General features: G+C 71.5%; 22 protein-coding genes. 8 read left to right on the top strand and 14 right to left on the bottom strand.

Annotation, left to right across the window (positions count from 1 at the left end; genetic code table 11):
• Positions 1-50 precede the first annotated feature (50 nt).
• Positions 51-305, top strand: a complete 255-nt coding sequence (locus tag QRX50_RS30465) for a hypothetical protein (RefSeq protein WP_285966556.1) — start codon at positions 51-53, stop codon at positions 303-305.
• A gap of 29 nt (positions 306-334) precedes the next feature.
• Here the strand turns inward: QRX50_RS30465 and QRX50_RS30460 are convergent, their stop codons facing one another.
• The 5 genes from QRX50_RS30460 to QRX50_RS30440 form a co-directional block, all read right to left on the bottom strand.
• A complete protein-coding gene (locus tag QRX50_RS30460) occupies positions 335-1621 on the bottom strand; it encodes an MFS transporter (protein ID WP_285966555.1) in 1287 nt (428 codons plus the stop codon).
• A gap of 90 nt (positions 1622-1711) precedes the next feature.
• A complete protein-coding gene (locus QRX50_RS30455; protein ID WP_285966554.1) occupies positions 1712-3832 on the bottom strand; it encodes a bifunctional lysylphosphatidylglycerol flippase/synthetase MprF in 2121 nt (706 codons plus the stop codon).
• Between the two features lie 23 nt (positions 3833-3855).
• A complete protein-coding gene (locus tag QRX50_RS30450; protein ID WP_285966553.1) occupies positions 3856-4554 on the bottom strand; it encodes a hypothetical protein in 699 nt (232 codons plus the stop codon).
• An 856-nt stretch (positions 4555-5410) separates the two neighbouring features.
• Positions 5411-6412, bottom strand: coding sequence for a non-homologous end-joining DNA ligase (ligD, locus tag QRX50_RS30445; RefSeq protein WP_285966552.1), 1002 nt, complete (start codon positions 6410-6412; stop codon positions 5411-5413).
• Between the two features lie 70 nt (positions 6413-6482).
• Positions 6483-7919: an amidohydrolase family protein gene (locus QRX50_RS30440; protein ID WP_285966551.1), complete on the bottom strand. Its 1437-nt coding sequence runs from the start codon at positions 7917-7919 to the stop codon at positions 6483-6485.
• Between the two features lie 228 nt (positions 7920-8147).
• Here QRX50_RS30440 and QRX50_RS30435 point away from each other — a divergent pair, with 228 nt between their 5' ends.
• The 4 genes from QRX50_RS30435 to QRX50_RS30420 all read left to right on the top strand — a co-directional run bounded on the left by QRX50_RS30435 (position 8148) and on the right by QRX50_RS30420 (position 11960).
• Complete coding sequence (locus QRX50_RS30435) at positions 8148-8966, top strand: IclR family transcriptional regulator domain-containing protein (RefSeq protein ID WP_285966550.1); 819 nt, start codon at positions 8148-8150, stop codon at positions 8964-8966.
• 96 nt (positions 8967-9062) lie between these two features.
• Entirely contained in the window at positions 9063-10271 is a 1209-nt protein-coding gene (locus QRX50_RS30430; RefSeq protein ID WP_285966549.1) for a CaiB/BaiF CoA transferase family protein, read from the top strand.
• Complete coding sequence (locus QRX50_RS30425) at positions 10268-11065, top strand: citryl-CoA lyase (protein WP_285966548.1); 798 nt, start codon at positions 10268-10270, stop codon at positions 11063-11065. Before QRX50_RS30430 ends, QRX50_RS30425 begins: the two co-directional genes overlap by 4 nt.
• Before the next feature lie 31 nt (positions 11066-11096).
• The gene (locus QRX50_RS30420) at positions 11097-11960 is read left to right on the top strand and encodes a dioxygenase family protein (protein ID WP_285966547.1); all 864 of its coding nucleotides are present in this window, start codon (positions 11097-11099) and stop codon (positions 11958-11960) included.
• A 104-nt stretch (positions 11961-12064) separates the two neighbouring features.
• Here QRX50_RS30420 and QRX50_RS30415 read toward each other — a convergent pair whose 3' ends face one another.
• Together QRX50_RS30415 and QRX50_RS30410 are read right to left on the bottom strand one after the other, a co-directional pair.
• Positions 12065-12241, bottom strand: coding sequence for a DUF397 domain-containing protein (locus tag QRX50_RS30415; RefSeq protein ID WP_285966546.1), 177 nt, complete (start codon positions 12239-12241; stop codon positions 12065-12067).
• A 3-nt stretch (positions 12242-12244) separates the two neighbouring features.
• Positions 12245-13099 (bottom strand): helix-turn-helix domain-containing protein, encoded by an 855-nt coding sequence (locus QRX50_RS30410; protein WP_285966545.1) that lies wholly within the window; start codon positions 13097-13099, stop codon positions 12245-12247.
• A 101-nt stretch (positions 13100-13200) separates the two neighbouring features.
• On the opposite strand from QRX50_RS30410, the gene QRX50_RS30405 reads away from it, so the two are divergent.
• The 3 genes from QRX50_RS30405 (at position 13201) to QRX50_RS30395 (ending at position 15736) form a co-directional block, all read left to right on the top strand.
• The gene (locus QRX50_RS30405) at positions 13201-13479 is read left to right on the top strand and encodes a hypothetical protein (protein WP_285966544.1); all 279 of its coding nucleotides are present in this window, start codon (positions 13201-13203) and stop codon (positions 13477-13479) included.
• Complete coding sequence (locus QRX50_RS30400; protein ID WP_285966543.1) at positions 13476-14102, top strand: helix-turn-helix domain-containing protein; 627 nt, start codon at positions 13476-13478, stop codon at positions 14100-14102. The genes QRX50_RS30405 and QRX50_RS30400 overlap by 4 nt, the downstream gene beginning before the upstream one ends.
• A gap of 257 nt (positions 14103-14359) precedes the next feature.
• The gene (locus QRX50_RS30395) at positions 14360-15736 is read left to right on the top strand and encodes an NADP-dependent succinic semialdehyde dehydrogenase (protein WP_285966542.1); all 1377 of its coding nucleotides are present in this window, start codon (positions 14360-14362) and stop codon (positions 15734-15736) included.
• An 18-nt stretch (positions 15737-15754) separates the two neighbouring features.
• Here QRX50_RS30395 and QRX50_RS30390 read toward each other — a convergent pair whose 3' ends face one another.
• The 7 genes from QRX50_RS30390 to QRX50_RS30360 are packed head-to-tail and all read right to left on the bottom strand — an operon-like array spanning position 15755 to position 22513.
• Complete coding sequence (locus QRX50_RS30390; RefSeq protein WP_285966541.1) at positions 15755-16534, bottom strand: SDR family NAD(P)-dependent oxidoreductase; 780 nt, start codon at positions 16532-16534, stop codon at positions 15755-15757.
• Between the two features lie 43 nt (positions 16535-16577).
• Positions 16578-18317 carry an acetyl-CoA carboxylase biotin carboxylase subunit gene (locus QRX50_RS30385; protein WP_285966540.1) on the bottom strand — a complete coding sequence of 580 codons (1740 nt, stop codon included), beginning with the start codon at positions 18315-18317 and terminating at the stop codon, positions 16578-16580.
• Positions 18310-19233, bottom strand: coding sequence for an LLM class flavin-dependent oxidoreductase (locus QRX50_RS30380; protein WP_285966539.1), 924 nt, complete (start codon positions 19231-19233; stop codon positions 18310-18312). Before QRX50_RS30380 ends, QRX50_RS30385 begins: the two co-directional genes overlap by 8 nt.
• Positions 19233-20057: an HpcH/HpaI aldolase/citrate lyase family protein gene (locus QRX50_RS30375; RefSeq protein WP_285966538.1), complete on the bottom strand. Its 825-nt coding sequence runs from the start codon at positions 20055-20057 to the stop codon at positions 19233-19235. The genes QRX50_RS30380 and QRX50_RS30375 overlap by 1 nt, the downstream gene beginning before the upstream one ends.
• 10 nt (positions 20058-20067) lie before the next feature.
• A complete protein-coding gene (locus tag QRX50_RS30370) occupies positions 20068-21585 on the bottom strand; it encodes an acyl-CoA carboxylase subunit beta (RefSeq protein WP_285966537.1) in 1518 nt (505 codons plus the stop codon).
• A complete protein-coding gene (locus QRX50_RS30365; protein ID WP_285966536.1) occupies positions 21582-22028 on the bottom strand; it encodes a MaoC/PaaZ C-terminal domain-containing protein in 447 nt (148 codons plus the stop codon). The genes QRX50_RS30370 and QRX50_RS30365 overlap by 4 nt, the downstream gene beginning before the upstream one ends.
• The gene (locus QRX50_RS30360) at positions 22025-22513 is read right to left on the bottom strand and encodes a MaoC family dehydratase (RefSeq protein WP_285966535.1); all 489 of its coding nucleotides are present in this window, start codon (positions 22511-22513) and stop codon (positions 22025-22027) included. The genes QRX50_RS30365 and QRX50_RS30360 overlap by 4 nt, the downstream gene beginning before the upstream one ends.
• Between the last annotated feature and the right edge of the window lie 12 nt (positions 22514-22525).

Raw genomic sequence — 22525 nt, 5'->3', positions numbered from 1 at the left:
GCGGGGCCGCGGATCCGTATTCGCAGTGAGGAACGCGGAAAGGAATCGCCATGACCCCGACGCCGCTCAACGGCCGGGCACTCACGCTGTTGCGCGCCGTCGCGGCGGGCCGCGCCGAGCTCGGCGCCGGCAGCGAGCCCGACCTGCGGATCGACGGCCTGCTCTGCTCCGTCCAGCCCACCGCGCACGCGCTCACGCACGCCGGGCTCGTCCGGCCCGTCCGGGCGGTCGCGCCCGGGCAGTGGGTGCCGGCCGAGCTCACGGCGGCCGGGGCGCAGGTGCTGGAGCTGGACTCCGCAGCCTGAGCCACTGTGCGGCGCGCGCGTCGTCGATCTCAGCCTGTTGTGACCGGTGAGCGCGGAAACGCGAGCACCGCACCGAGACTGATCAGCGCGACCGCCACCATGTACAGCGACACCGACAGCGACGTGCCGGTCGACGTCTGCAGGGCCGTCGCGATCAGGGGCGCGAAACCGCCGCCCAGCACCGCACCCACGGCGTACGCGAACGACGCGCCGCTGTAGCGGTAGCGCGGTTCGAACAGCTCCGCGAACAAGGCCGACTGCGGCCCGTAGGTCGCGCCCAGACCGAGGTTCAGCACGACCACCGCGACGCCGAGCAGCCACGGCTGGCGGGTGTCGACGAGCAGGAAGAACGGGATCGACCACACCACGAGCAGCACCGAACCCACGAGGTACACCCGTTTTCGCCCGACGCGGTCCGACCAGATCGCGCCCGCGATGATGCTCACGAGCCACACGACACTGCCGACGATGATCTCCACCAGCATCGTGGTGCTGCTCAGCTTGAGCACGGAAGTGCCGTAGGACAACAGGTACGCGAAGAAGACGTAGCCCAGCGCGGTGTTGGCGATGAAGCTCAGCGCCGCCACGGTGACCTCACGCGGGCGCCGGCGCAGCACGTCGACGATCGGCACGCGGCTGCGTTCGCCGGTCTGCCGCAGCTGCGCGAACACCGGGCTTTCGGCCACCCGCAGGCGGATCACCAGGCCCACGACCACCAGCACGAGACTGACCAGGAACGGCACCCGCCAGCCCCACGACCGGAAGGCCTCCGGCGACAGCGAGCTCGTCACCGCGAAGAACACCAGCTGCGCGATGATCAGCCCGGCGGGCACGCCGATCTGGGAGAACGAGCCGTAGCGCCCGCGCCGCCCCGGGGGCGCGTGTTCGACGGCCATCAGGGCCGCGCCGCCCCACTCGCCGCCGGCCGAGATGCCCTGCAGCACGCGCAGCACCACCAGCAGCACGGGCGCGAGCACGCCGGCCTGCGCGAACGTCGGCAGCACCCCGACCGCGGCCGTCGCGAGCCCCATCAGGACGAGCGACGCGACCAGCATCGCCTTGCGCCCGACCCGGTCGCCGAAGTGGCCCCACACGATCCCGCCCAGCGGCCGCGCGACGAAGCCCACGCCGAGCGTCGCGAACGCCGCCAGCGTGCCCGACGCCGGTGAGAGCGAGGGGAAGAACAGCTTGTTGAACACCAGCGCGGTGGCGGTGCTGTAGATGAAGTAGTCGTACCACTCGATCGTCGTGCCGATCGCGCTCGCCACCGCGACGCGGCGCACCTGCTCGCCGCGCACCAGGACCTGCTCAGCCATCCCGTCCTCTCCCTGTTGATCAACCCGAGCATAGTCCGCGCAGGTCGAGGGGGAAACGGCCAAGAGTCGCCCGGGTGTCCGTCTGTCCCGTCAGTTCTTCCCCATCCGCACCAGCGACCCCAGCGAGGCGTCCGGCAGGTAGGCGCGCGCGAGTCCGACGCCGATCCGCGGCAGGTCGGCTTCCTCGCGGTAGGCGAGGTACATCGGCACGTAGCGGGGTTTGAACTTCGTCTTGAACGCGTGCAGCGAGCGGAACCCGTAGTAGGGCTCCATCGCTCCGCCGAACGAGTCGAGGAGCCGTTCGAGCGGCGCGGCGGGCGGGGCCTCCGGGGCGCGGGCCAACGGGGCGCCCGAGAGCGAGACGAACTTCGCGCCCTCGGTCCGGAACGCCTGGCAGGACGAGGCGATGAGGAACTCCACCACGGGCCGGAACCCGTCGCCGCGGCGACGCATCACGTCGAGCGTCCAGCCTTCGACCTGCCCGGCACCGCCGTACACGGGCAGCCACGACGTGACGCCCTGCACCACGCCGTCGGCGTCGACCGCCAGGCCGACGCGCACGCGCGGGTCCAGCGCCTCGTCCACGCCGCCGAGCGTGAAGCCCATCTCGGGCATCCCCTTGTCCCCCACCCATTCCTCGGAGATCGCGCGGACCTGCGCGACGAGCGACCACGGCTCGTCGGCCAGCGTCACCAGGCGGAAGGTGACGCCCTCCTTCACCGCGCGATTGAGCGCCGAGCGCACGTTCTGCCACGCCTTCCCGCGGAACTCCAGGTTCTCGAGGTCGACGAGGGTGTCCTCGGCGACCTGCACGCGGGCCCAGCCGAGCGAGTCCGTGACGACGGTGGTCTCCTCCGTGACGGAGAACAGACACGGCACCAGCCCGGAGTTGTCGCACAGCTCGGCGAACGCCCGGATCGTGCCCGCGGTGTCGGGGCCGATCGGGTCGCCGAGGGCGATGGCGACGCCGGCGTGGCGGCGGTAGGCGAGGTAGGACTCGCCGTCGGGGCCGAAGAAGTGGGAGTTCTCCGGCCAGAGCGTCATCCAGGACAGCGTGCCGCCGCCGTGGCGCTGCAGGAGTTCGGTGGCGCCGTCGACGTCGCGGGAGCCGAGCGCGCGGCGCCGTTTCCGCCGCGAGGGCACGCGGAACGCCCCGCGCGCCGCGATGAGCAGCGTCAGCATGGCGCCCCAGAGCACGGCGTCGGCGATGAGGAACGACGCGTTTTCGATCGTGTAGGCCAGGCCGAAGATCTCCGCGACGACCACGACCACGGCGATCACGACGCCGAGCGCCACGATCAGCGACGCGAGTGCGACCGCCCACCGCCACGCCGCGCGTTTGCCGCGCCGCAGGCCGTTGATCATCAACGCGATCACCACGAGCACGATCGCCAGCTCGGGCACCGAATCGGCCTGGCCCGCCGTGGAGCCGAGCGGGCTGACCCCGGGCGCGATGCGCACCACGACCTGCACCGCGCCCGCGATGACGAGGCCGGTGACCGCGAGCAGCCGCCACTCCCGCCGCGTCGGGCGGCCCGTGGACCGGAGGCGTTTCGGCCCGGCGAGGCGGCGCGCGAGCGGCAGCGTGAGGCCGACGGCGAGCAGGTGTTCCAGGTCGGCGAGCGTGCCGATGTAGAGGATGGACACCCCGACGTACACGCACAGCAGCGCACGCAAGCGCAGCCGCCACGGCGAGCGGATGGTCGCGCTCACCACCGCGACCACGGCGAGCGCCCCCGCGGAGAACCCGACGTCGGTGCGCCCGGCGAGCTGCGTCGCCCACTCCCAGCCGGTGCCGCGCAGCGCGAGCAGGATCAGCGCGGCGCCGAGGGTGGCGGCCAGCTGCGCCCCGACGGCGATCGTGGCGGTCCGGCGGGTGCCCAGCCGCGCTTCGGCCGGGCCGACGAGCAGGGCGAACCCGCCGGCCACCAGGAGGTAGAAGAGCGGGTTCAGCGCGAAGAACGGTCCGATGAGGAACGTCCACCAGCGGCCGTCGAGGAGCGAGGGCAGGCCGTAGGACACCTGCGGGAACCACTCGCGCGTCTCGACGGCGCTCCACAGCGTGCCCGTCGCCAGGCCGAGCGCGACCATGGCGACGACGACGGCTGTGGTGAACGGGGCACGTCGCCACAGCACCAGCGCGATCGACCGTGCACGGGTGAGGAACTCGGGGGTTTTCGCGTGCTCGACGGTCGCGGTGTGTTCTGCCATGGTGGCCGGCCCGGTCCGCGGTCTCAGTACAGCGGCGGGGTCGGCGTGGTCGGCTGCGGCGCCCGGCTGCGGGGCCGGCCCATCACGAGCGCGACGATGGCGGCCACGACCAGGACCAGCCCGCCGATGAAGAACCCGAGCGCGTAGCCGAACAGGCCCGGCAGGTTCAGGTCGACGCCGAGGCGGGAGTTCACGCCGGGCGTGCCATCGGCGTTCATCACGACCGCGCGGTAGTCGCCGTCGGTGATCTGCCACGTCACGTCGGTCGCGCCGGAGGCGACCCAGAACGGCTGGGTGGCCGGCGGGGCCGCCAGCGCCGTGCCGTCGCGGCGGACCGCGTCGAGCGCGAACGGGTCGAGGTCGAAGTTGCGCGCCTGCTCGATCGCGACGCCGGTCAGGTACCGGTCGACGTCCGCGGCGGGCCCGATCGCGATGAACAGGCCGGAGGCGTTGCCGCCCGTCGCGTGGACGGTGACCGACGGCTCCCCGAGCGCCCGCGTGACCCTCCCGGTGTCGGTGATCTGCGCCGTGTCGGTGACGATGGCCGCGGTCGGTGTCGTCACGTCGTGCTCCCCCGACTTCAGCGACCCACCGGACCCGAAGATCAGCAACAGCACCCCGCCCCCGATGGCCAGGCACACCCCGATCACGAGCACGACCACCGAGATCACGATCACGGCGATCCGCGCCGGACTGCGGCGCGGCGGATAGGTGTAAGTCATCGGTGCCTCCCCGGCTCGAAGACAGGTCTCGGCAGACGATCCCCGGCCCCACCGACCTTCGGGTGTCCATTGTGGTCGGTGGGTGACCAAAACGGGCCACGCGACGGAAACTCACCCTTCGGACCCGCTGCGCGCCACTTCCACGCACGACGCGCCCCCGGGCTTCGCGGGGCACACCCCGGCCCGGCGACCGAGGACCGTCGTCGCAGCACGAATCGGATGGTAACCCCGCTTTCGGGCACCTCCGACCGGCTCGGGACCGGGCCGCTGCCGGCTTCCCCGGCCCGGCGCAGCGTGGCACCACGGGGCCGGTCTCTTCAGCGGCGGCTGCGCGCGGGCGTTGCGCACGTCGCCGTTCTGGCCGTCTTCGTGGCGGCCGATGCTGCTGCCGTTGGCGCCGGCGCGTTCGGTGATCCGGCCTGGCTTGGGCGGGCGCGGTTCCGGAATTCTCTTGTGGTGAAACGGTTCGGCGGCGCTCAGCAGCTTCGGCCACCAGTCCCGTTCGGCCAGGCGACGACAACCCCTGCCGTGCGCCCAACCGGGCTGTTTGACGCCGCGGTGATTCTGGCGGGCTTCGGACCGGGCCCCGATCACGTGCGGCCGCAGTGCTGCCGAGGACCTCTTGCGATGATCGACTGCCGACGGTGAAAAGTGCATCCGCAACCGGGTGCGTCAACTCCAGCCGAACGTCGTGCGGCGGCCCGCGTTCAGTGCGACACGCCCCCCAAGGTGGTCGTCCCCCGGGGTCGCGCCCGTCACTCCACCCTCAGCGCGCACACCGAACGAAGAGCACACCCGGGATTCGTCGGAATCACCCGGCCGGCCGGTCCCGACGTGGCCGAATCGCGCTCCCGCCCTACACCGACGGAACTTCCACCTCACCCGGCACCCGATCCGGCCTCAACCCCCGCCAAGCCGTGTGTCGGAGCCGCTGATCGCCCGGAGTCAGGCGGCGGTACACGACCTCGCCGACAAGCGAAGGTGCCAGCCAATGCGCCCCCCGGGCCCGGTCGCGGGGCACCACGTTGGCGAACGGGCTCACCGACCGCTCCAACGGCGCCAGGGTCTCCCGCAGCTCCACCAGCATCTGCTCCGTGAAGCCAGTCCCCACATCACCCAGGTACAGCAGATCACCCGAAACCGGGTCGTGCGCACCAAGCAGTAGCGCACCAAGAGTGGACGCACGACGCCCCTGACCCGGCCGCCAGCCCCCGAGCACAACTTCCGTGGTCCGGATCAACGGGTGCTTCAACCACTCCGGACTCCGCCGCCCCGGGTGGTACTTCGAAGCTCGCGCCTTGACCACCAGGCCTTCGAGCATCATCTTCTGCGCCACGTCCAGCAGGTCCTGCGGCGACATCCCCTGCGCCGACAAGTCCGTGTGGGAGTACGACGGGGTGATGGCCAGCAGGCGACGGTCCGGCACCTCAAGGGTCTCGAGGACGCCACGGCGTTCGTCATAGGTGGCGTCCAAGAGTGAATCACCGCCGAGCGACAGCACGTCGAACACGAAGAACGACACCGCGCGCGCCGAGGTGTCGTGGTTCTGCAGCAGGCCGAAGTCGGGGTGGCCCTGCTCGTCCAGGGCCACGATCTCGCCGTCGAGCACCGCGGGCCGGCCGTCCAGCGCGTCGCCGAACGCGCCCAGCAACTCGGGGAAACGGCCGGTGAAGTCGTTGTTGTTGCGGCTCGTCAGCACGGTGGTGCCGTCGGGGGCGACGCGCATGATGGAGCGGTAGCCGTCCCACTTGAACTCATACGCGTAGTCCGGGCTGTCGCGCAGGAGGCCGCCGTCGGGGGTCGCGAGCATGGGCTCGATCGGGGCCGGCACGCGCGACCGCTCAGCACCGCCTGCCATGCCGGCCTCCCGCCTCGGACGTCCCGCTCGTCCCACCGTAGGGCGAACCGAGCGGAAACGTCCACAGTGGTCACCCGCCGTGGGTGCTGCCGCTCTGGTAGTCGGTGTAGGTGTAGGGGTTGTCGAGGACCTTCGCCTCGGGCACGTCGGGGTTCATCCCCTGCGCCCAGGCCTCGTCGCCCAGCTGTGCGCGCAGGTGCTCGACCGTCGCGTCCACCGTGCGGCGCACCGCCGCCAGGTCGACGTCCACGAGGCGGCCGTCGCGCTTCACCAGGCGGCCGTTCACCAGCACGGTGTGCACATCGCCGCGCTGGGCCTGGAACGCGATGTGGCCGTGGGGGTTGATCAGGGGGAACGACACGGGCGAGTGATCGTTTTTCACCAGCACGAGGTCGGCCTTCTTGCCGACCTCGACGCTGCCGAGTTCCGCCTCACGCCCGAGCGCCCGGGCGCCGCCGCGGGTGGCCCACTCCACGACCTGGTCGGCGCGCAGCGCCGCGTGCGTGACGGTGTCGCCCTTCGCGTGGGCCTCCAGGTGCTCGCGGGACCGGTCGGCACCCAGCGTGGTGCGCATGGCCGAAAAGAGGTCACCGCTCCACCACACGGACGTGTCCATCGACAGCGACACCGGGATGCCGTGCGAACGCAGTGCCCAGGAGGGCGGGTAGCCCTGGCCCGCGCTCTGCTCGCTCTCGGTCGACACCGACACCGAACCGCCGGTCGCGGCGATGCGGTGGTAGGAGTCGGCCGAGAGCGAGGCGCCGTGCACGTAGATCGTCTCGGGCGTCATGAAGCCGTGGTCGTGCATGAGGCGGATGCCGTCGTCGCCCGTCGCGCCCCACACGCCCGCGTGCGTGGTCACGGGCACGCCGAGCTCGCGCGCGACCTCGAACGCGGGCTTCTCTGGGAACGCCGGGTCGCCGGTCACGTCGAACGCGAGCTGGAAGCCGAGCATCGGGTCGCCCGTCATGCGGCGCGCCACGAACTCGCGGAACTCCGGCGTGGCGGTCCAGTGCGCCGGCGCGTCCTGGATGTTGCCGTACGCCAGCACGAACCGGCCCGGCACGGCCTGCAGCGCGTCGACGGCCGCGTCGGCGTGCTCGGTCGTCTGCAGTCCGTGCGACCAGTCCACTGTGGTCGTCACGCCGGCGTCGAGCGCTTCCCAGGCGGACAACAGGTTGCCCGCGTAGACGTCGGCCGGGCGGAAGGTCTTGCCGTGTTCGAGGTAGTACCAGACGAAGTACTGCGTCAGCGTCCAGTCGGCGCCGTAGCCGCGCATCGCCGTCTGCCACATGTGCCGGTGCGTGTCGATCATGCCGGGCATCACGATGCCGCCGGTCGCGTCGATCTCCACGGTGCCTTCGGGCACGGCCAGCTCCGGGCCGACGGCGGTGATCGTGTCGCCGGTGACCAGCACGTCGTGCCCGGGCAACACGCGGCGGGTGGCGTCGACGGTCAGCACGGTGCCGCCGCGCAGGACGACCGGACGGCCGGTGGGCTCGCTCATGGCTGCCTCTCTTCCACGCCGGAGCCCCACGGACCCCTGACGCGTACAATCGTCCGCTTGGCGGACAACCAGTGGGGTGCAGACACTTTTGCGCACCGCGGAGCCCCTGTCAATGCCCGGCCCGGCCCCGGTGCCGCGCGAGGCCGGGCCGCACTGTCCGTCTCGCGGACAGCGAGCGGATACGCTTCGCGGGACGCAGTGCCCGCCAGGCCGTGAGGAGGTCGTGCCATGCCACGAGAGGGAACCGGTCCGGACTTCATCGAGGCGCTCGCCCGCGGGCTCGAAGTGATCGCCGCCTTCCGGCCCAACCAGCCGGTGATGACGCTCGCCGAGGTCGCGACCGCCACGAAACTGGCCCGCCCCACCGCGCGGCGGATCCTGCTGACGCTCGAAGAGCTCGGCTACGTGCGCGCGGCCGAGCGTGGTTACGCCCTCACGCCCCGCGTGCTCGAGCTCGGCGTCGCCTACGTGCGGTCGATGGGCCTGTGGGACATCGCGCGCCCGCACCTGGAGAAGCTCGTCGCGCAGACCAACGAGTCCTGCTCGATCGCCCAGCTCGACGGTTCCGACATCGTCTACGTGGCCCGGGTTTCGGTGCCGAAGATCGTGTCGCTGGCCGTGCAGATCGGCACCCGGTTCCCGGCGCTGCCGACGTCTCTGGGCAAGGTCCTGCTCGCGGCCCTGTCACCCGAGGAGCTCGAGACCACACTCGCCGAGCCGACGCGCTCCGGGCTCGTGCCGCGGTGGCAGCCCGGCCACGCCGAACGCGACGCCGAGCTGCGTGAGGTGCGCGCCCGCGGCTGGGCACTGACCGACGAGCAGCTCACCCTCGGGATCCGCTCGGTCGCGGCGCCGCTGCGCGACGGGGCCGGGCGCGTGATCGCGAGCGTGAACGTCAACTGCCACGCCGCCGAGACCCCGGTCGACCGGCTCGTCGGCCATCACCTGCCGCTGCTGCTGCAGGCCGCGGGTGACATCAGCGCGGACTTCGCGCGCCTGCAGGACGTGCCCCACACCGCCGCCGCGGCTGCGCCGGCGGTGTCCTGACCCGCGCTTGACCGGCGCGCCGCACTGGCGCAGACTCTCGGTTGGACGACTCGGACGGACAATGGTCCGTCTGACGGACACAGAGAGAGGCGAAGCATGGAAGACTCCCCGGCGGGAGCGGGCACCGGACCGCTGTCGGGGCTGCTGGTGGCGGACTTCTCCCGGGTGCTGGCCGGCCCGTACGCCACGATGCTGCTCGCCGACCTCGGCGCCGAAGTCGTGAAGGTCGAGGGCCCGCAGGGCGACGAGACCCGCACCTGGATGCCGCCGGTGCGCGGCGAGACCTCCACCTACTACCTGGGCGTGAACCGCGGCAAGCGCTCGATCGCCCTCGACCTGCGCGACGAGGCCGACGCGCAGGTCGGGCGCGAGCTCGCCGCCCGCGCCGACGTGCTCATCGAGAACTTCAAGCCCGGCGGCCTGGCCAAGTACGGCCTCGACTACGAGACCGTCCGCGCCCTCAACCCCGGCCTCGTCTACGCGTCGATCACCGGCTTCGGCTCCGGCGCCGGCAGCCACGTGCCCGGCTACGACCTCATGGTCCAGGCGATCTCCGGCCTGATGAGCCTCACCGGCGACCCCGCCGGGCCGCCGTACCGCGCCGGCATCTCCGTGTTCGACGTGATGGCCGGCAACCACGCCGTGATCGGCATCCTCGCCGCGCTGCGCCACCGCGACGCGACCGGCGCCGGCCAGCTCGTGGAGGTCAACCTGCTGTCCTCGGCGCTCACCGGGCTGGTGAACCACAGCTCCGCCTACGTCGCCGGCGGCGTGGTCCCCTACCGGATGGGCAACGCGCACCCCAGCGTCTTCCCGTACGAGCCGCTGCCGACCGCCGACGACGACCTCATCGTCGCCGCGGCCAACGACGGCCAGTTCCGCAAACTGTGCAACGTGCTCGCCATCCCCGAGATCGCCGAAGACCCGCGTTTCTCGCACAACGCCGACCGCACCCGCAACCGCGAAGAGCTGCGCCCGATCCTCGTCGAGCGCCTGGCCGCCCGCAGCGCCGTCGACTGGTTCGAGGCTCTCACGGCGGTGGGGGTGCCGTGCGGCCCGATCTCCACGATCGACGGCGGCTTCGCGATGGCCGAACGGTTCGGGCTCGACCCCGTGGTCGAGGTCGGCGAAGGCGACCGCGCGGTGCCCACCACGCGCCATCCGTTGCGGCTTTCCGCGACCCCGGCGTCCTACCGGCTGCCGCCGCCCGAGCTCGACGAGCACGGCACCGAACTGCGCGCCTGGCTGAGCACCCCGCGCAGTGATTCCCCGCGCAGTGGCCCCCAGGGAAAGGACGACGCGTGAACGAGCCGGTGTACGAGACGGCGCTCGGGGCGTCGTCGCTCGACAAGATCACCTTGCTCGGCCAGGACCTGGCCCACGACGTGATGGGCAAGGTCGGTTTCGGCGAGCTGTCGTTCTGGCTCGCGACGCAGCGCCGGCCGACACCGGGCGAGACCCGCGTGTTCGAGGCTGTGCTCGCGGCTCTGGCCGACCACGGCTTCACCCCGACTGCGATCGTCACGCGCCTGACCTACCTGTCCGCGCCCGACTCGATCCAGGGCGCGCTCGCCGCCGGTCTGCTCGGCGGAGGTTCGCGCTTCCTCGGCGTCACCGAAGACTGCGGCCGCTTCCTCCACGAGGTCCTCGCCTCCGCCGGCGACCTCCCCACCGACGACGCCGGCTGGGACGCGCTCGCCCTCGAAACCGTGCGCGCGAAACGGAAAGCCCGCGAGTTCATCCCCGGGCTCGGGCACCACGTGCACAAGCAGGGCGACCCGCGCACGCCGCGGCTGCTGGAGATCGCCGCCGAGGAAGGGCTCGTCGGCCCGCACCTGGCGCTGTTCACCGCCATCGGCCGCGTGCACCCGCAGGTGCTCGGCAAAACGCTGCCGCTCAACGGCGCGGGCGTCTGCGGCGCCGCGCTTGCCGACCTCGGGCTGCCGCTGGAGCTGCTGCGCGGGTTCGCCCTGCTAGCCCGCACGGCCGGGCTGATCGGCCAGCTCGCCGAAGAGCTGCGCCACCCCGTGGGGAACGACATCTTCCTCGCGGTGGACCTGAACAACCGGCCCGTCGAGCCGGACCCGTACACGCCCTGACCCGCGGAAACCGGCCGAGGAGAGGACGCCCATGGAGCTCGTCACCGAGGACAACATCACGGAGCTGGCCGCGCGGCGGTGGGGCACCGCGCACGACCCTCGCACGAAGGAGCTGATGACCGCGCTCGTGCGGCACCTGCACGACTTCGCGCGCGAAGTGCGGCTCACCGAGCCAGAGTGGATGGCCGCGATCCAGTGGCTCACCAGGACGGGCCAGATCAGCGACGAGAAGCGCGAGGAGTTCATCCTCGCCTCCGACGTGCTCGGCCTGAGCATGCTCGTCGTGCAGATGAACCATGCCTTCGAGAAGGACGCCACGCCGGCCACGGTGCTCGGCCCGTTCCACATCGACGGCTCTCCCGAGCTGGACTTCGGCGGCGACATGTCCGACGGCGTCGAGGGCGCCCCGCTCTACGTCAGCGGCACCGTCCGCTCCCTCGACGGCTCCCCCGTCGCCGGCGCGCTGCTCGACGTGTGGCAGGCGGACGCCGACGGCTCGTACGAGTCGCAGCTGCCGGAGGTCGACGAGGCCCGGCTGCGCGCGAAGTACATCACTCGCGCCGACGGCACCTACTGCGTGCGCACGATCGCCCCGAAGGGGTACTCGGTCCCGATGGACGGTCCGGTCGGCGACCTGATCTCGCGCACCGACATCAGCCACTACCGTCCGGCCCACGTGCACTTCCTCGTGAACGCCGCCGGCCACGAGCCGCTGATCACGCACCTGTTCCAGGAGGGCGCCCAGTACCTCGACAGCGACGTCGTGTTCGGCACCAAGCAGGAGCTCGTGGTCACCTTCGAGCCCCACGAGCCGGGCCCGACGCCCGACGGCGGCGAGTCGGCCGTGCCGTGGGTCGAGGCGCGCTACGACTTCGTCCTGCAGCCCGTCGGCTGAGTCCGGGAATCCCGAGAATCCCGGCAGCAGAGACAGCGAGAGACAGCAGAGACAGCAGAAGGCCCCCAGCGCTCACGAATCGCTGGGGGCCTTCGCATGCGCGGTCAGCGCCCGAGCTGCTCCAGCAAGGCCGGCCACGCGGCGGCGCGAACGTCGAGTTCGCCACCGTGGCGGTCCTTCGTGTCCCGGATGCCGACCGACTCGATGCCCACGGCGACCTCGACGCATTGCCCTTCACTGCTCGAATACGACGAGGTGCGCCACCGCCGGGTCTCGCTCACGTTCTACCCGCCTTGGTGCTCGGTTCGGATGGTCTCCATCAGGCTAGTCGAATCCTCGAAGCTCAACGCTGTCGCCTGGAGCGCCTCCCAGGCCGACTCGTACCGGTCCACGTCGCGAGTCTCCTCCAGGTACGAGCCACCGGCGAGGGTGTCGAGGTAGACATACGTAGCCCGGTCGGCAAGATCGAGCAGCGTGAAGGGCGTCCCCATCGCCGGGTGGCCGCTCATGTCGGTCGGGAGTACCTGCACGCGGATGCCGGGCGAGTTGGCGGCCGAGATCAGCGCAGCCAGCTGGTCCGCCATCACGCCGCGACCGCCGACGGGGCGCCGCAGCGCCATCTCGTCGAGGATCACCCACATCCGCAGGTCTCGGGACCGGGCACTCTCCTGGAGTTCGGTTCGGACCTTGAGCCGCTGCTGGATCGTCTCCTCACTCGCGTCCGGAAGGCCGAGGCGCAGAACGGCTTCGGTGTATCCACGGGTCTGGAGCGCACCCGGCACGATGCCTTCCTCGAACTCGCGGATGCGCACCGCATCGGCCTGCATTTCGATGTAATCGGTCAGCCTGCCGAGCGCATCATCGGAGTAAGCGGCCCACCACCCGCGCTGCTTGGAGCTTCGCGCGAGCTGCACGAGCGCATCCGTGGTCTGCTGGTCCGCCCCGTAGACCTGGGCGAGCCGGTAGGTGTCGTCGCCGTTGACCATGTGCCGCAGCGTTTCGATCCGGCTGAGCTTGGCTTCGGAGAATCCCGCCGCCTCGGCAGCGTCCACAATGGTCAGCCCCGCTTCGGTGCGCAGCCGGCGAAGCGCCGACACCAGGCGCCGACGGCGAAGGGAAGGCGGGTTGGGCACGATCATGCTCCTTTCGAGTGAGGCGAGAGTGTAAATGTTGCACTCTCGCCTCACCTACCTCAAGGTGTAGTCCCGTGCACACATGACGTGTTCGGGGAGGGTGAGCGATGACAATAGCGTCCGATGAGGTGGCCGGCGAGCTATCACCGGCGATGATCGAGCGCGGCCTGTTCGCCGTGCATTTCTGGGCGGGAGACACCCGCAACCACCGGTACCTGCGCGCTCAGCTGGAAGACCGGGAACAGGACACCTTCAGCCCCGGCTGCACGCGGGACGGCGTCGTCATTCCCACGCGGTGGGCGTTCCGCTCCGAGCTGTCGCAGGAACTCGGCGACGACCGTGACAAGGCACGCGACTGCCGCGCCTGCTTCCGGCAGGCACGATGACCGCGTTGGTCCAGCGGTCGGCCCTCGATCAACTCGACGTCGTCGCCGCGCGGCTGGAGGAGATCCGCCTCGCCGAGGGTCTCTCCCTGCGGGAAGCGGGCCGGATCCTCGGCGTGCTCGCCGGGAACATCCACTCGTTCCGGACGCGGGCCCGCACCAGCCGGACCCTGCCGATCCTCGACGCCTACGCCCGCCGGCTCGGCTACCGCCTGCACGTGGTCCTGGTCGAAGACGACCCCGGACAACGCCGCCCGCCCTGGCGCGAGCGCATGCCCCACGGCGACAACCCCGGAGACGCCCAGGCGATGTCCGAGCTGTGGCAGCTCGTCGGGCACCTGCACACCCTGCGCCGGAAAGCCGGGCTGACCCGCGGCGAGGTCGCCGAAACCCTCGGCATCAGCCCACTCACCCTGTGGCGCTTGGAAAACCACCCCGGAGCAGCCGACGCGGCCTTCACCAACGTCCTGCTCTACGCCCGCTTCTACGGCTACACCGTGCAATTCCACGTCGCCGCGCCGCTGGAGGTGACGGCGATGGGCAAATGGATGCGTGACGACGGCTCAGTGATCTACGACGGCAACCCCGAAACCGGCGACGACGAAGACCACCTTCCCGACGAATGATCTCCCGGACACCGCGTTCTGACCCCGACCAGGCGCGGCGGCCGGGTTCCCACTCCCGCCTCGGGCGGGCTGAGCCGAAGCCCCCAGGGACTCACGAGCCTGGGGGCTTCGTGCTGCAGCGATGCCTGCCGCTGGTTTGCCTGCCGCTGGTTTGCCTGCCGCTGGTTTGCCTGCCGCACGGGCCGGGAAGACCTAGGCTCGTGCTGGGGACGGCCCGCGCGGCCGCACCGCGACGAGGAGAAGGGACGGCTCTGCCCATGGCGATCGCCACCATCAACCCCGCGACCGGGGAGACGGTCAAGACGTTCACCGAGCTGACCGAGGCCGAGGTCCGGGACCGGATCGGGATCGCGCACGACCGGTGGCAGACCTACCGGCGCACCACGTTCGCCGAGCGCGCCGCGCTGCTGCACGCCACCGCCGACCTCCTGGAGAAGGAGGCCGACGACGTCGCGCGGATGATGACGACCGAGATGGGCAAGACACTCGCCTCGGCCCGCGCGGAGGCGCTGAAATCGGCCAAGGGCATGCGCTACTACGCCGATCACGCCGAAGAGTTCCTTGCCGACGAGCCGCTGCCGGACCCATCGGTGGTCGGCGCGTCGCGGGCGCTCGGCCGCTACCAGCCGCTCGGGGTGGTGTTGGCCGTGATGCCGTGGAACTTCCCGCTGTGGCAGGTGATGCGCTTCGCCGCGCCCGCGCTGATGGCGGGCAACGTCGGGCTGCTCAAGCACGCGTCCAACGTGCCGCAGTGCGCCCTGTACCTCGAAGACGTGTTCCGCCGCGGCGGATTCGAAGAAGGCTGCTTCCAGACGCTGCTGGTCTCCTCGCGCCAGGTGGAGCCGATCCTGCGCGACGCGCGCGTCGCCGCCGCCACGCTCACCGGCAGCGAGCCGGCCGGGCGTTCGGTGGCCGCGATCTGCGGTGACGAGGTGAAGCACACCGTGCTGGAGCTGGGCGGCAGCGACCCGTTCGTGGTCATGCCCTCGGCCGACCTCGACCGCGCGGCCGAGACCGCCGTGACGGCGCGGACGCAGAACAACGGCCAGTCGTGCATCGCGGCCAAGCGCTTCATCGTACACACCGACGTCTACGACGAATTCGCCCGGAAGTTCGTGGAGCGGATGCGCGCGCTGACCGTGGGCGATCCGTTCGACGACAACACCAAGGTCGGGCCGCTGGCCACGGAACAGGGCCGCGCCGACGTCGAGGAACTGGTGGACGAGGCCGTTTCCGCGGGCGCCACCGTGCTGTGCGGCGGGCAGCGGCCGGACGGTCGGGGCTGGTTCTACCCGCCGACGGTGATCACCGACATCACGCGTGAGATGCGCATCTTCACCGAAGAGGTGTTCGGCCCGGTCGCCTCGCTCTACCGCGTGACGGACCTCGACGAGGCGCTGGAGATCGCCAACGCGACGTCGTTCGGCCTCGGGTCCAACGCCTGGACCGAGGACGCCGAAGAGATCGAGCGGTTCATCGACGACCTCGACGCCGGGCAGGTGTTCATCAACGGCATGACGGTGTCGTACCCGGAGCTGCCGTTCGGCGGGGTGAAGCGCTCGGGTTACGGCCGCGAGCTGTCGTCGCACGGTATCCGGGAGTTCTGCAACCTCAAGACGGTCTGGGTCGGCTGACGCGCGGTGGCCCGGGCGTCAGAGCACGCCCGGGTACGCCCCGCCGTCGATGAGCAGGCTCTGGCCGGTGACGAACCCGGCCTGCGCCGAGCACAGGTAGGCGCAGGCCGCGCCGAACTCCGCGGGCTCCCCGAACCGGCCGGCGGGGATCGACGCGCGCTGCCCGTCCGCGACGACCTCCGGCGTCACCCCCGCGTTCGCGGCCGCCGCTTCCTGACCTGAACGCAGGCGTCGGGTGTCGAACGAGCCGGGCAGCAGGAAGTTGATCGTCACGTTGGCGTGCGCCACGGACCGGGCGACGCCGGCGAGGAACCCGGTGAGGCCCGCCCGCGCGCCGCTGGAGAGGTCGAGGCCGGCGAGCGGCATCTTGACCGAGCCGGACGTGATGTTCACGATCCGGCCGAACCGGCGCTCCACCATGCCGTCGACGACCTGCTGCACCAGCCGGATCGGCGCGGCCATGTTGGCGCGCACGCCGGCGAACAGCGCGTCTTCGTCGACCTCGCGGAAGTCGCGGAACGGCGGGCCGCCGTTGTTGTTCACCAGGATGTCGACTCCTCCCGCGGCCGCGAGCAGGGCGTCCTGCACAGCGTGGTCGCCGAGGTCGCCCGCCACGGGCACCACGGTGGCGCCGGTTTCCGCCGCGAGCTCCGCGGCCGCGGCGCGCGTCGTGCCCTCCGAGCGCCCGTTGACGACGACGGTGCAGCCCGCCCGGGCGAGCTCCACCGCGCAGGCCCGCCCGAGGCCCTGGGTCGACGCGCACACCACGGCCGTGCGGCCGGCGATTCCGAGATCCACGAGCCTGCTCCCTGTCGAGTCACCGGAAAGTCCGCTGTGGACCCTACCCGGCGATCTCGCAGAGCACTTCGCCCTGGGCGCGGCTGTCGCCGACCGCGACCGCGAGCCCCGTGACCACACCGGATTTGTGCGCCTTCACCGGGTTCTCCATCTTCATCGCCTCCACCACGGCGATGAGGTCTCCGGCCTCGACGGTAACGCCCTCGGCCACGGCGAGCTTCACGACCGTGCCCTGCATCGGCGTCGTCACCGCGTCGCCGGACACGGCCGTCGCGCGGGGACCGAGCGCCACGGCCGCGGAAGCCGCGCGGATCTCGTCGGCCCGGTTGCCCACTTCGGACAGACCGGGCAACGAAACCCGCAGGGCGCGGCCGCCGACGGAGATCGACACCTTGCCGTCGTCGGCAGGCTCGGCGGAATACTCGGGCAGGGTGTTGGCGAAGTCCTCCTCGATCCAGCGCGTGTGGACGGTGAACCCGTCCTCGGCCGTGAACGCCGGGTCGCGCACCACGGCGCGGTGGAACGGCACCACGGTCGCGAGGCCCTCCACCACCAGCTCGGCCAGTGCCCGGCGGCTGCGCGCCAGCGCCGTCGCGCGGTCGGGCCCGGAGACGATCAGCTTGGCCAGCATGGAGTCGAACTGTCCACCGACGACGCTGCCGGCCTCGACACCGGAGTCCAGCCGGATGCCGGGCCCTTCGGGCACGTCGAAGCGGACGACCGTGCCGGGCATCGGGAGGAAGCCGCGGCCCGGGTCCTCGCCGTTGATGCGGAACTCGAACGCGTGCCCGCGCGGTTCGGGATCGGTCATGGTCAGGCGCTCGCCGCGGGCGATGCGGAACTGCTCCAGCACGAGATCGAGGCCGGTCGTCTCCTCGGTCACGGGGTGCTCCACCTGCAGGCGGGTGTTGACCTCGAGGAACGAGATCGTGCCGTCGGTGCCCACGAGGTATTCGACGGTGCCCGCGCCGAGGTATCCCGCCGCCGAGCAGATCTGCTTGGCCGACGAGTGGATCAGCTCGCGCTGCTCGGCGCTCAGGAAGGGAGCCGGGGCTTCCTCGACGAGCTTCTGGTGGCGGCGCTGCAGGGAACAGTCGCGCGTGCCGGCCACGACGACCGTGCCGTGCGCGTCGGCGAGCACCTGGGCTTCCACGTGCCGCGGGTGGTCGAGGTAACGCTCGACGAAGCACTCACCACGGCCGAACGCCGCGACGGCTTCGCGCGTGGCGGAGTCGAACAGCTCGGGGATCTCTTCGAGCGTGCGCGCGACCTTGAGCCCGCGGCCCCCGCCGCCGAACGCCGCCTTGATCGCCACCGGCAGCCCGTGCTCGCGCGCGAACGCCACGACCTCGTGGGCCGACGCCACCGGCTCCTCCGTGCCCGGCACCAGCGGCGCACCGACGGACCGGGCGATCTTGCGCGCGGTCACCTTGTCACCGAGGTCGCGGATCGCCTGCGGGCCCGGGCCGATCCACACCAGACCGGCGTCGAGCACGGCCTGGGCGAACTCGGCGTTCTCCGAGAGGAATCCGTAGCCGGGGTGCACGGCGTCGGCGCCGCTGACCTTGGCGACGTCGAGGATCTTGTCGATGTCCAAATAGGACTCGGCGGCCGTGCTGCCGTGCAGCGCGTAGGCCTCGTCGGCGAGCCGGGTGTGCGGTGCCCGGGCGTCCGGATCGGCGTAGACGGCGACCGAGGCCAGCCCGGCGTCGCGCGCGGCGCGGATCACACGGACCGCGATCTCACCCCGATTCGCGACCAGCACCTTCTGGAACTCAGACACGGGAAACTCCCCTCTCCCGGATCCCCGGGAGGACCTCGGCGGCGAACAAGTCGATCGCGCGGTCGTGATCGGCGCACGCCGGGGCGAAGATCACGCTCTCCGCACCCGCTTCGGCGTACTCCGCGAGCCGCTCACGCACGCGCGCCGGCGTGCCGAACAGCAGGTAGCGGTCGGCGTAGCCCTCGAAATCCTGGCTGTACAGCTCGCTCACGGACGACACCGCCTCGCGGCGGGCCCGGTCACCATCAGTGTCCACAGTGGACCACAGGTACACGCCGCCGCGCACGTCTTGCGGCCGGCGGCCGTTCTCGCCGGCCAGCTCCCGCACCTGCTCGAGACTGTCGGCGAACTGCCGGGGCGTGACCAGGTAGGGCAGCCACCCGTCACCGTAGCGCGCGGCCCGGCGCATCGCCGCCCGCCGCCGGCCGCCCACCCACACCGGCGGCCGGTGGTCGGGCACGGGCTGCAGCTCCTGGTCCTCGATCGTGGTGAACTCGCCGCGGAAGGTCACCCGTCCCCCGGCGAGCAGCCGCTGCAGCACCTCCAGGGCCTCGTCGGTCCGGCGCCCGCGCTCCGCGAGCGGCACTCCGACGGCCTGGAACTCCGGCGGATGCTCCCCACCCACGCCGACACCCAGCTCGAACCGCCCGCGCGACACAGTCGCCAACGTCGCGACGAGCTTCGCCGCCAGCGCCGCCGGGTACACCGGCAGGATCGTCAGCGCGCTCAGCAGCCCGATCCGCTCGGTCGCCCCCGCCGCCGCGGCCAGCCCGACGAACGCGTTGGTGATCGGCCCGTGGAAGAACACGTGCTCGCCACAACAGAAGAAGTCGAACCCGGCCTCCTCCGCCCGCCGCGCGACTCCCGGGATCTCCGCCGCATCCGCCCCGGGCGGAAACATCAGCCCGACGCGCATCAGCTCTCCCCCGGCACGCGCGCCAGTACGGTGCGCGCCATGCGGACGTGGACGTCGTCGACCATCTCGCCGTCCACGACGGCGACGCCGGAGTCGGCGGCGGCCAGAACGGCGCGCGCGTGGGCGATCTCCTCCGGGGCGGGGGTGAAGACCTCGTGCGCCAGCTCGACCTGACGCGGGTGCACGCAGATCTTGCCGGTGTAGCCGATCGCGCGGCCCTGCTGGGCGTCGGCGCGGAAGCGGTCGTCGTCGCGAATGGACACGACGGCCTGGTCCACGGTGGACACGGCGCACAGGTGGGCGGCCAGCTGCACCTCGCTGCGGGCGTACAAGACCTCGTCACCCCGGGCGGTGCGGACGCCGCCGATGTCGGCGATGTAGTCCTCCGCTCCGAAGTAGACGGAGTCGACACCCGCGCGCAGCAGTTCGCGGCAGAAGGCCACGCCGCGCACGGTTTCCATCCCGGCGATCACCGGCACGTCCGCGCCGACCCGCGCGCGGACCGCGTCGATCTCCTCGCGCCGCTCGTACTTGGGCAGCACCACGCCGACACCGCTCAGCGAAGCCACCGCGGCCAGGTCGTCCGCGAACCACGGCGAGGTGATCGGGTTGACCCGCACCAGCACCGTCGTGGCCGGCCCGGCGTCGAAGTCCGCCAGCGCGGTCACAGTCGTCGCCCGCGCTTCGGCCTTCTGCGCGGCAGGCACGGCGTCCTCGAGGTCGACCACGGCCGCGTCGGGCGCGATCGCCGGGATCTTGGCGATCATCGAGGCTTTCGAGCCCGGCATGAACAGCAGGCTGCGGGGCACCAGTCCCTCCGACATCAAAGCTCCCTCACACCGGGCTGATCAGGTGATGACGACGGTGGCCCGAACGTTCCCAGCTCTGCGCCGCACGCAGCCGGCCCAGCAGCTCGGCTCGCAGTGCCGCCGGCTTCACCACCGTGTCGACGTGCAGCTCACCGGCCAGCCGCAGCAGCGTGAAGTCCGCCGCCTGCTCGGCCACGCGCGCCTGCACGAACGCCTCACGCTCGGCCGGGTCCTCGATCGCCGCGATCTTGTTGGCGTACACCGCGTTCGCCGACGCCTCGGGCGACATGGTGCCGATCGTCGCGGTCGGCAGCGCGATGGTGGCGCGCGGCTCGAAGCCCGGCGCGCACATCGCGTAAAAGCCGGCCGCGTAGGCCTTGCGCAGCACCACGCTGAACTTCGGCACCTCGGCACTCGCCATGGCCGCGACCATCTTCGCGCCGTGCCGGATGATCCCCTGCCGCTCCACCGCGACGCCGACCATGAAGCCCGGCACGTCCTGCAGGAACACCAGCGGCACGTTGTACGCGTCGCACATCGAGATGAACCGCGCCGCCTTGTCGGCCGAGTCCACGAAGATCGCGCCGCTGCGCACCGACGGCTGGTTCGCGACGAACCCGACGGTCTGCCCGCCCAGGCGCGCGAACCCCGTCACCATCTCCTCGGCCCACGCGGACTTGATCTCGAAGAAGCTCCCGGCGTCCACCAGCCGCAGGATCACGTCGCGCACGTCGTAGGCCGTGTTGGGGTCCTCCGGGATCAGGCCCTCGGGCCAGTCCGGGATCTCCGGCGCCACGGCCTCGGCGCGCGCGGGAGCCGAGCGCCAGTCGTCGGGCAGGTACGACAGCAGCAGCCGCGCCGCCGCGATCACCTGCCAGTCCTCGTCGAAGACCTCGTCGCCGCAGCCGGAAACGGTGGCGTGCATGGTCGCGCCGCCCATTTCCTCCAGCGTGGTGCGCTCGCCGGTCACCTTCTCCGCGACGCGCGGCGAGGCCAGGTACATCGACGCGTTGCCCGCGACCATGCCCACCCAGTCGGTGAACGCCGGCATGTACGCGCCGCCCGCGGCCGAAGGCCCGTGCAGGCAGCAGATCTGCGGCACCCGCCCGGAAAGCTTCACCTGCAGCTGGAAGATCCGCGACGCCCCGCGCCGCCCGGAGAAGAACCCGAGCTGGTCGGTCAGGCGCCCGCCCGCGGAGTCCACGAGGTAGAACACCGGCAGCAGGTCCCGGTCGGCGCGCTCCAGGATGCGCACCTGCTTCTCACACGTCAGCTCGCCCCACGAGCCGGCCTTCACCGAGAAGTCGTGCGCGATCACGGCGACCGGCCGGCCCTCGACCGTGCCGACACCGGTGAGCACGCCGTCGGCGGGCAGCCCGTCGCCCGACGCGTCGGCGAGCAGGCCGTCCTCGACCCAGCTGCCCGGGTCGAGCAGCAGCGCGATCCGTTCCCGCACCGGGAGCTTGTTCGGCCAGCGGCTCGCGTCGCCGCCCGCCAGCGCGACCTCTTCGGCCTTCTCGAGCTCGGCCGTCACCTCGCTCATCGCGCCGCCTCCTCCGTGACCACCAGGGTCTTCAGCGATGCCGCGAGCACGGTTTCGCCCCGCTGGTTGAGGATCCGGAACGCCGAGGTCACCACGCCCCGGCCGTCGTCGCGCGGGGTCAGCTCGGTGACCTCGGTCTCGACGTGGATCGTGTCGCCCACGCGCACCGGCGTGACGAACCGCAGCCGGTCGATGCCGTAGAACGCCTTCATCGCCTCGGGCCAGAACGTGACCAGGCCCAGCGCGACCGACAGCGACAACGCGCCGTGCGCCACGCGCCCGCCGAACACCGGGTCGGCCCCGAAGTACTCGGCGTCGGTGTGCGCGGGGTGCCAGTCGCCGGTGAACATGGCGAACTGCACGATGTCGGTCTCGGTGATCGTGCGCGCCCGGCTGACGTGGGTGTCCCCCACCTTGATCCGGTCGAAGTACTCGGTGATCACGCGGCATCCCCCTCCGGCCGGCGGTGCATCAGGCCCGTGCGCTTGGCCCGGCACACCAGTTCGCCGCGCTGGTTGTAGGCGCGGTGCTCGAACACGACGATCCCGGCGCGCGGGCGCGACTTCGACGCCCGGGCCTCCACGACCTCGCTCTCCACGCGGATCGTGTCGCCGGCGAACACCGGCTTCGGGAACTCCACGTCGGACATCCCGAGCTGCGCGACGATCGTGCCCAGCGTGAGCTCATACACCGAGAGCCCGACCACCAGCGCGATCGTGAACATGCTGTTCACCAGCGGCTTGCCGAACTCGCTGCGCGAGGCGTAGTCGGCGTCGAGGTGCATCGGCGCCGGGTTCATCGTCATGGTCGTGAACAGCACGTTGTCGGTCTCGGTCACGGTGCGCCGCGTCGCGTGCTGCACCACGGTGCCGACTTCCAGCTGTTCGAACCACCGGCCCGAAACCGGGCGATCGGTGTCTGTGCTCATGGGGTTACCTTT

Source organism: Amycolatopsis sp. 2-15 (assembly GCF_030285625.1).
Lineage (GTDB): Bacteria > Actinomycetota > Actinomycetes > Mycobacteriales > Pseudonocardiaceae > Amycolatopsis > Amycolatopsis carbonis.
Note: the sequence above shows the minus strand (reverse complement) of the source record. Positions and strands in the feature narration are given on the sequence as shown.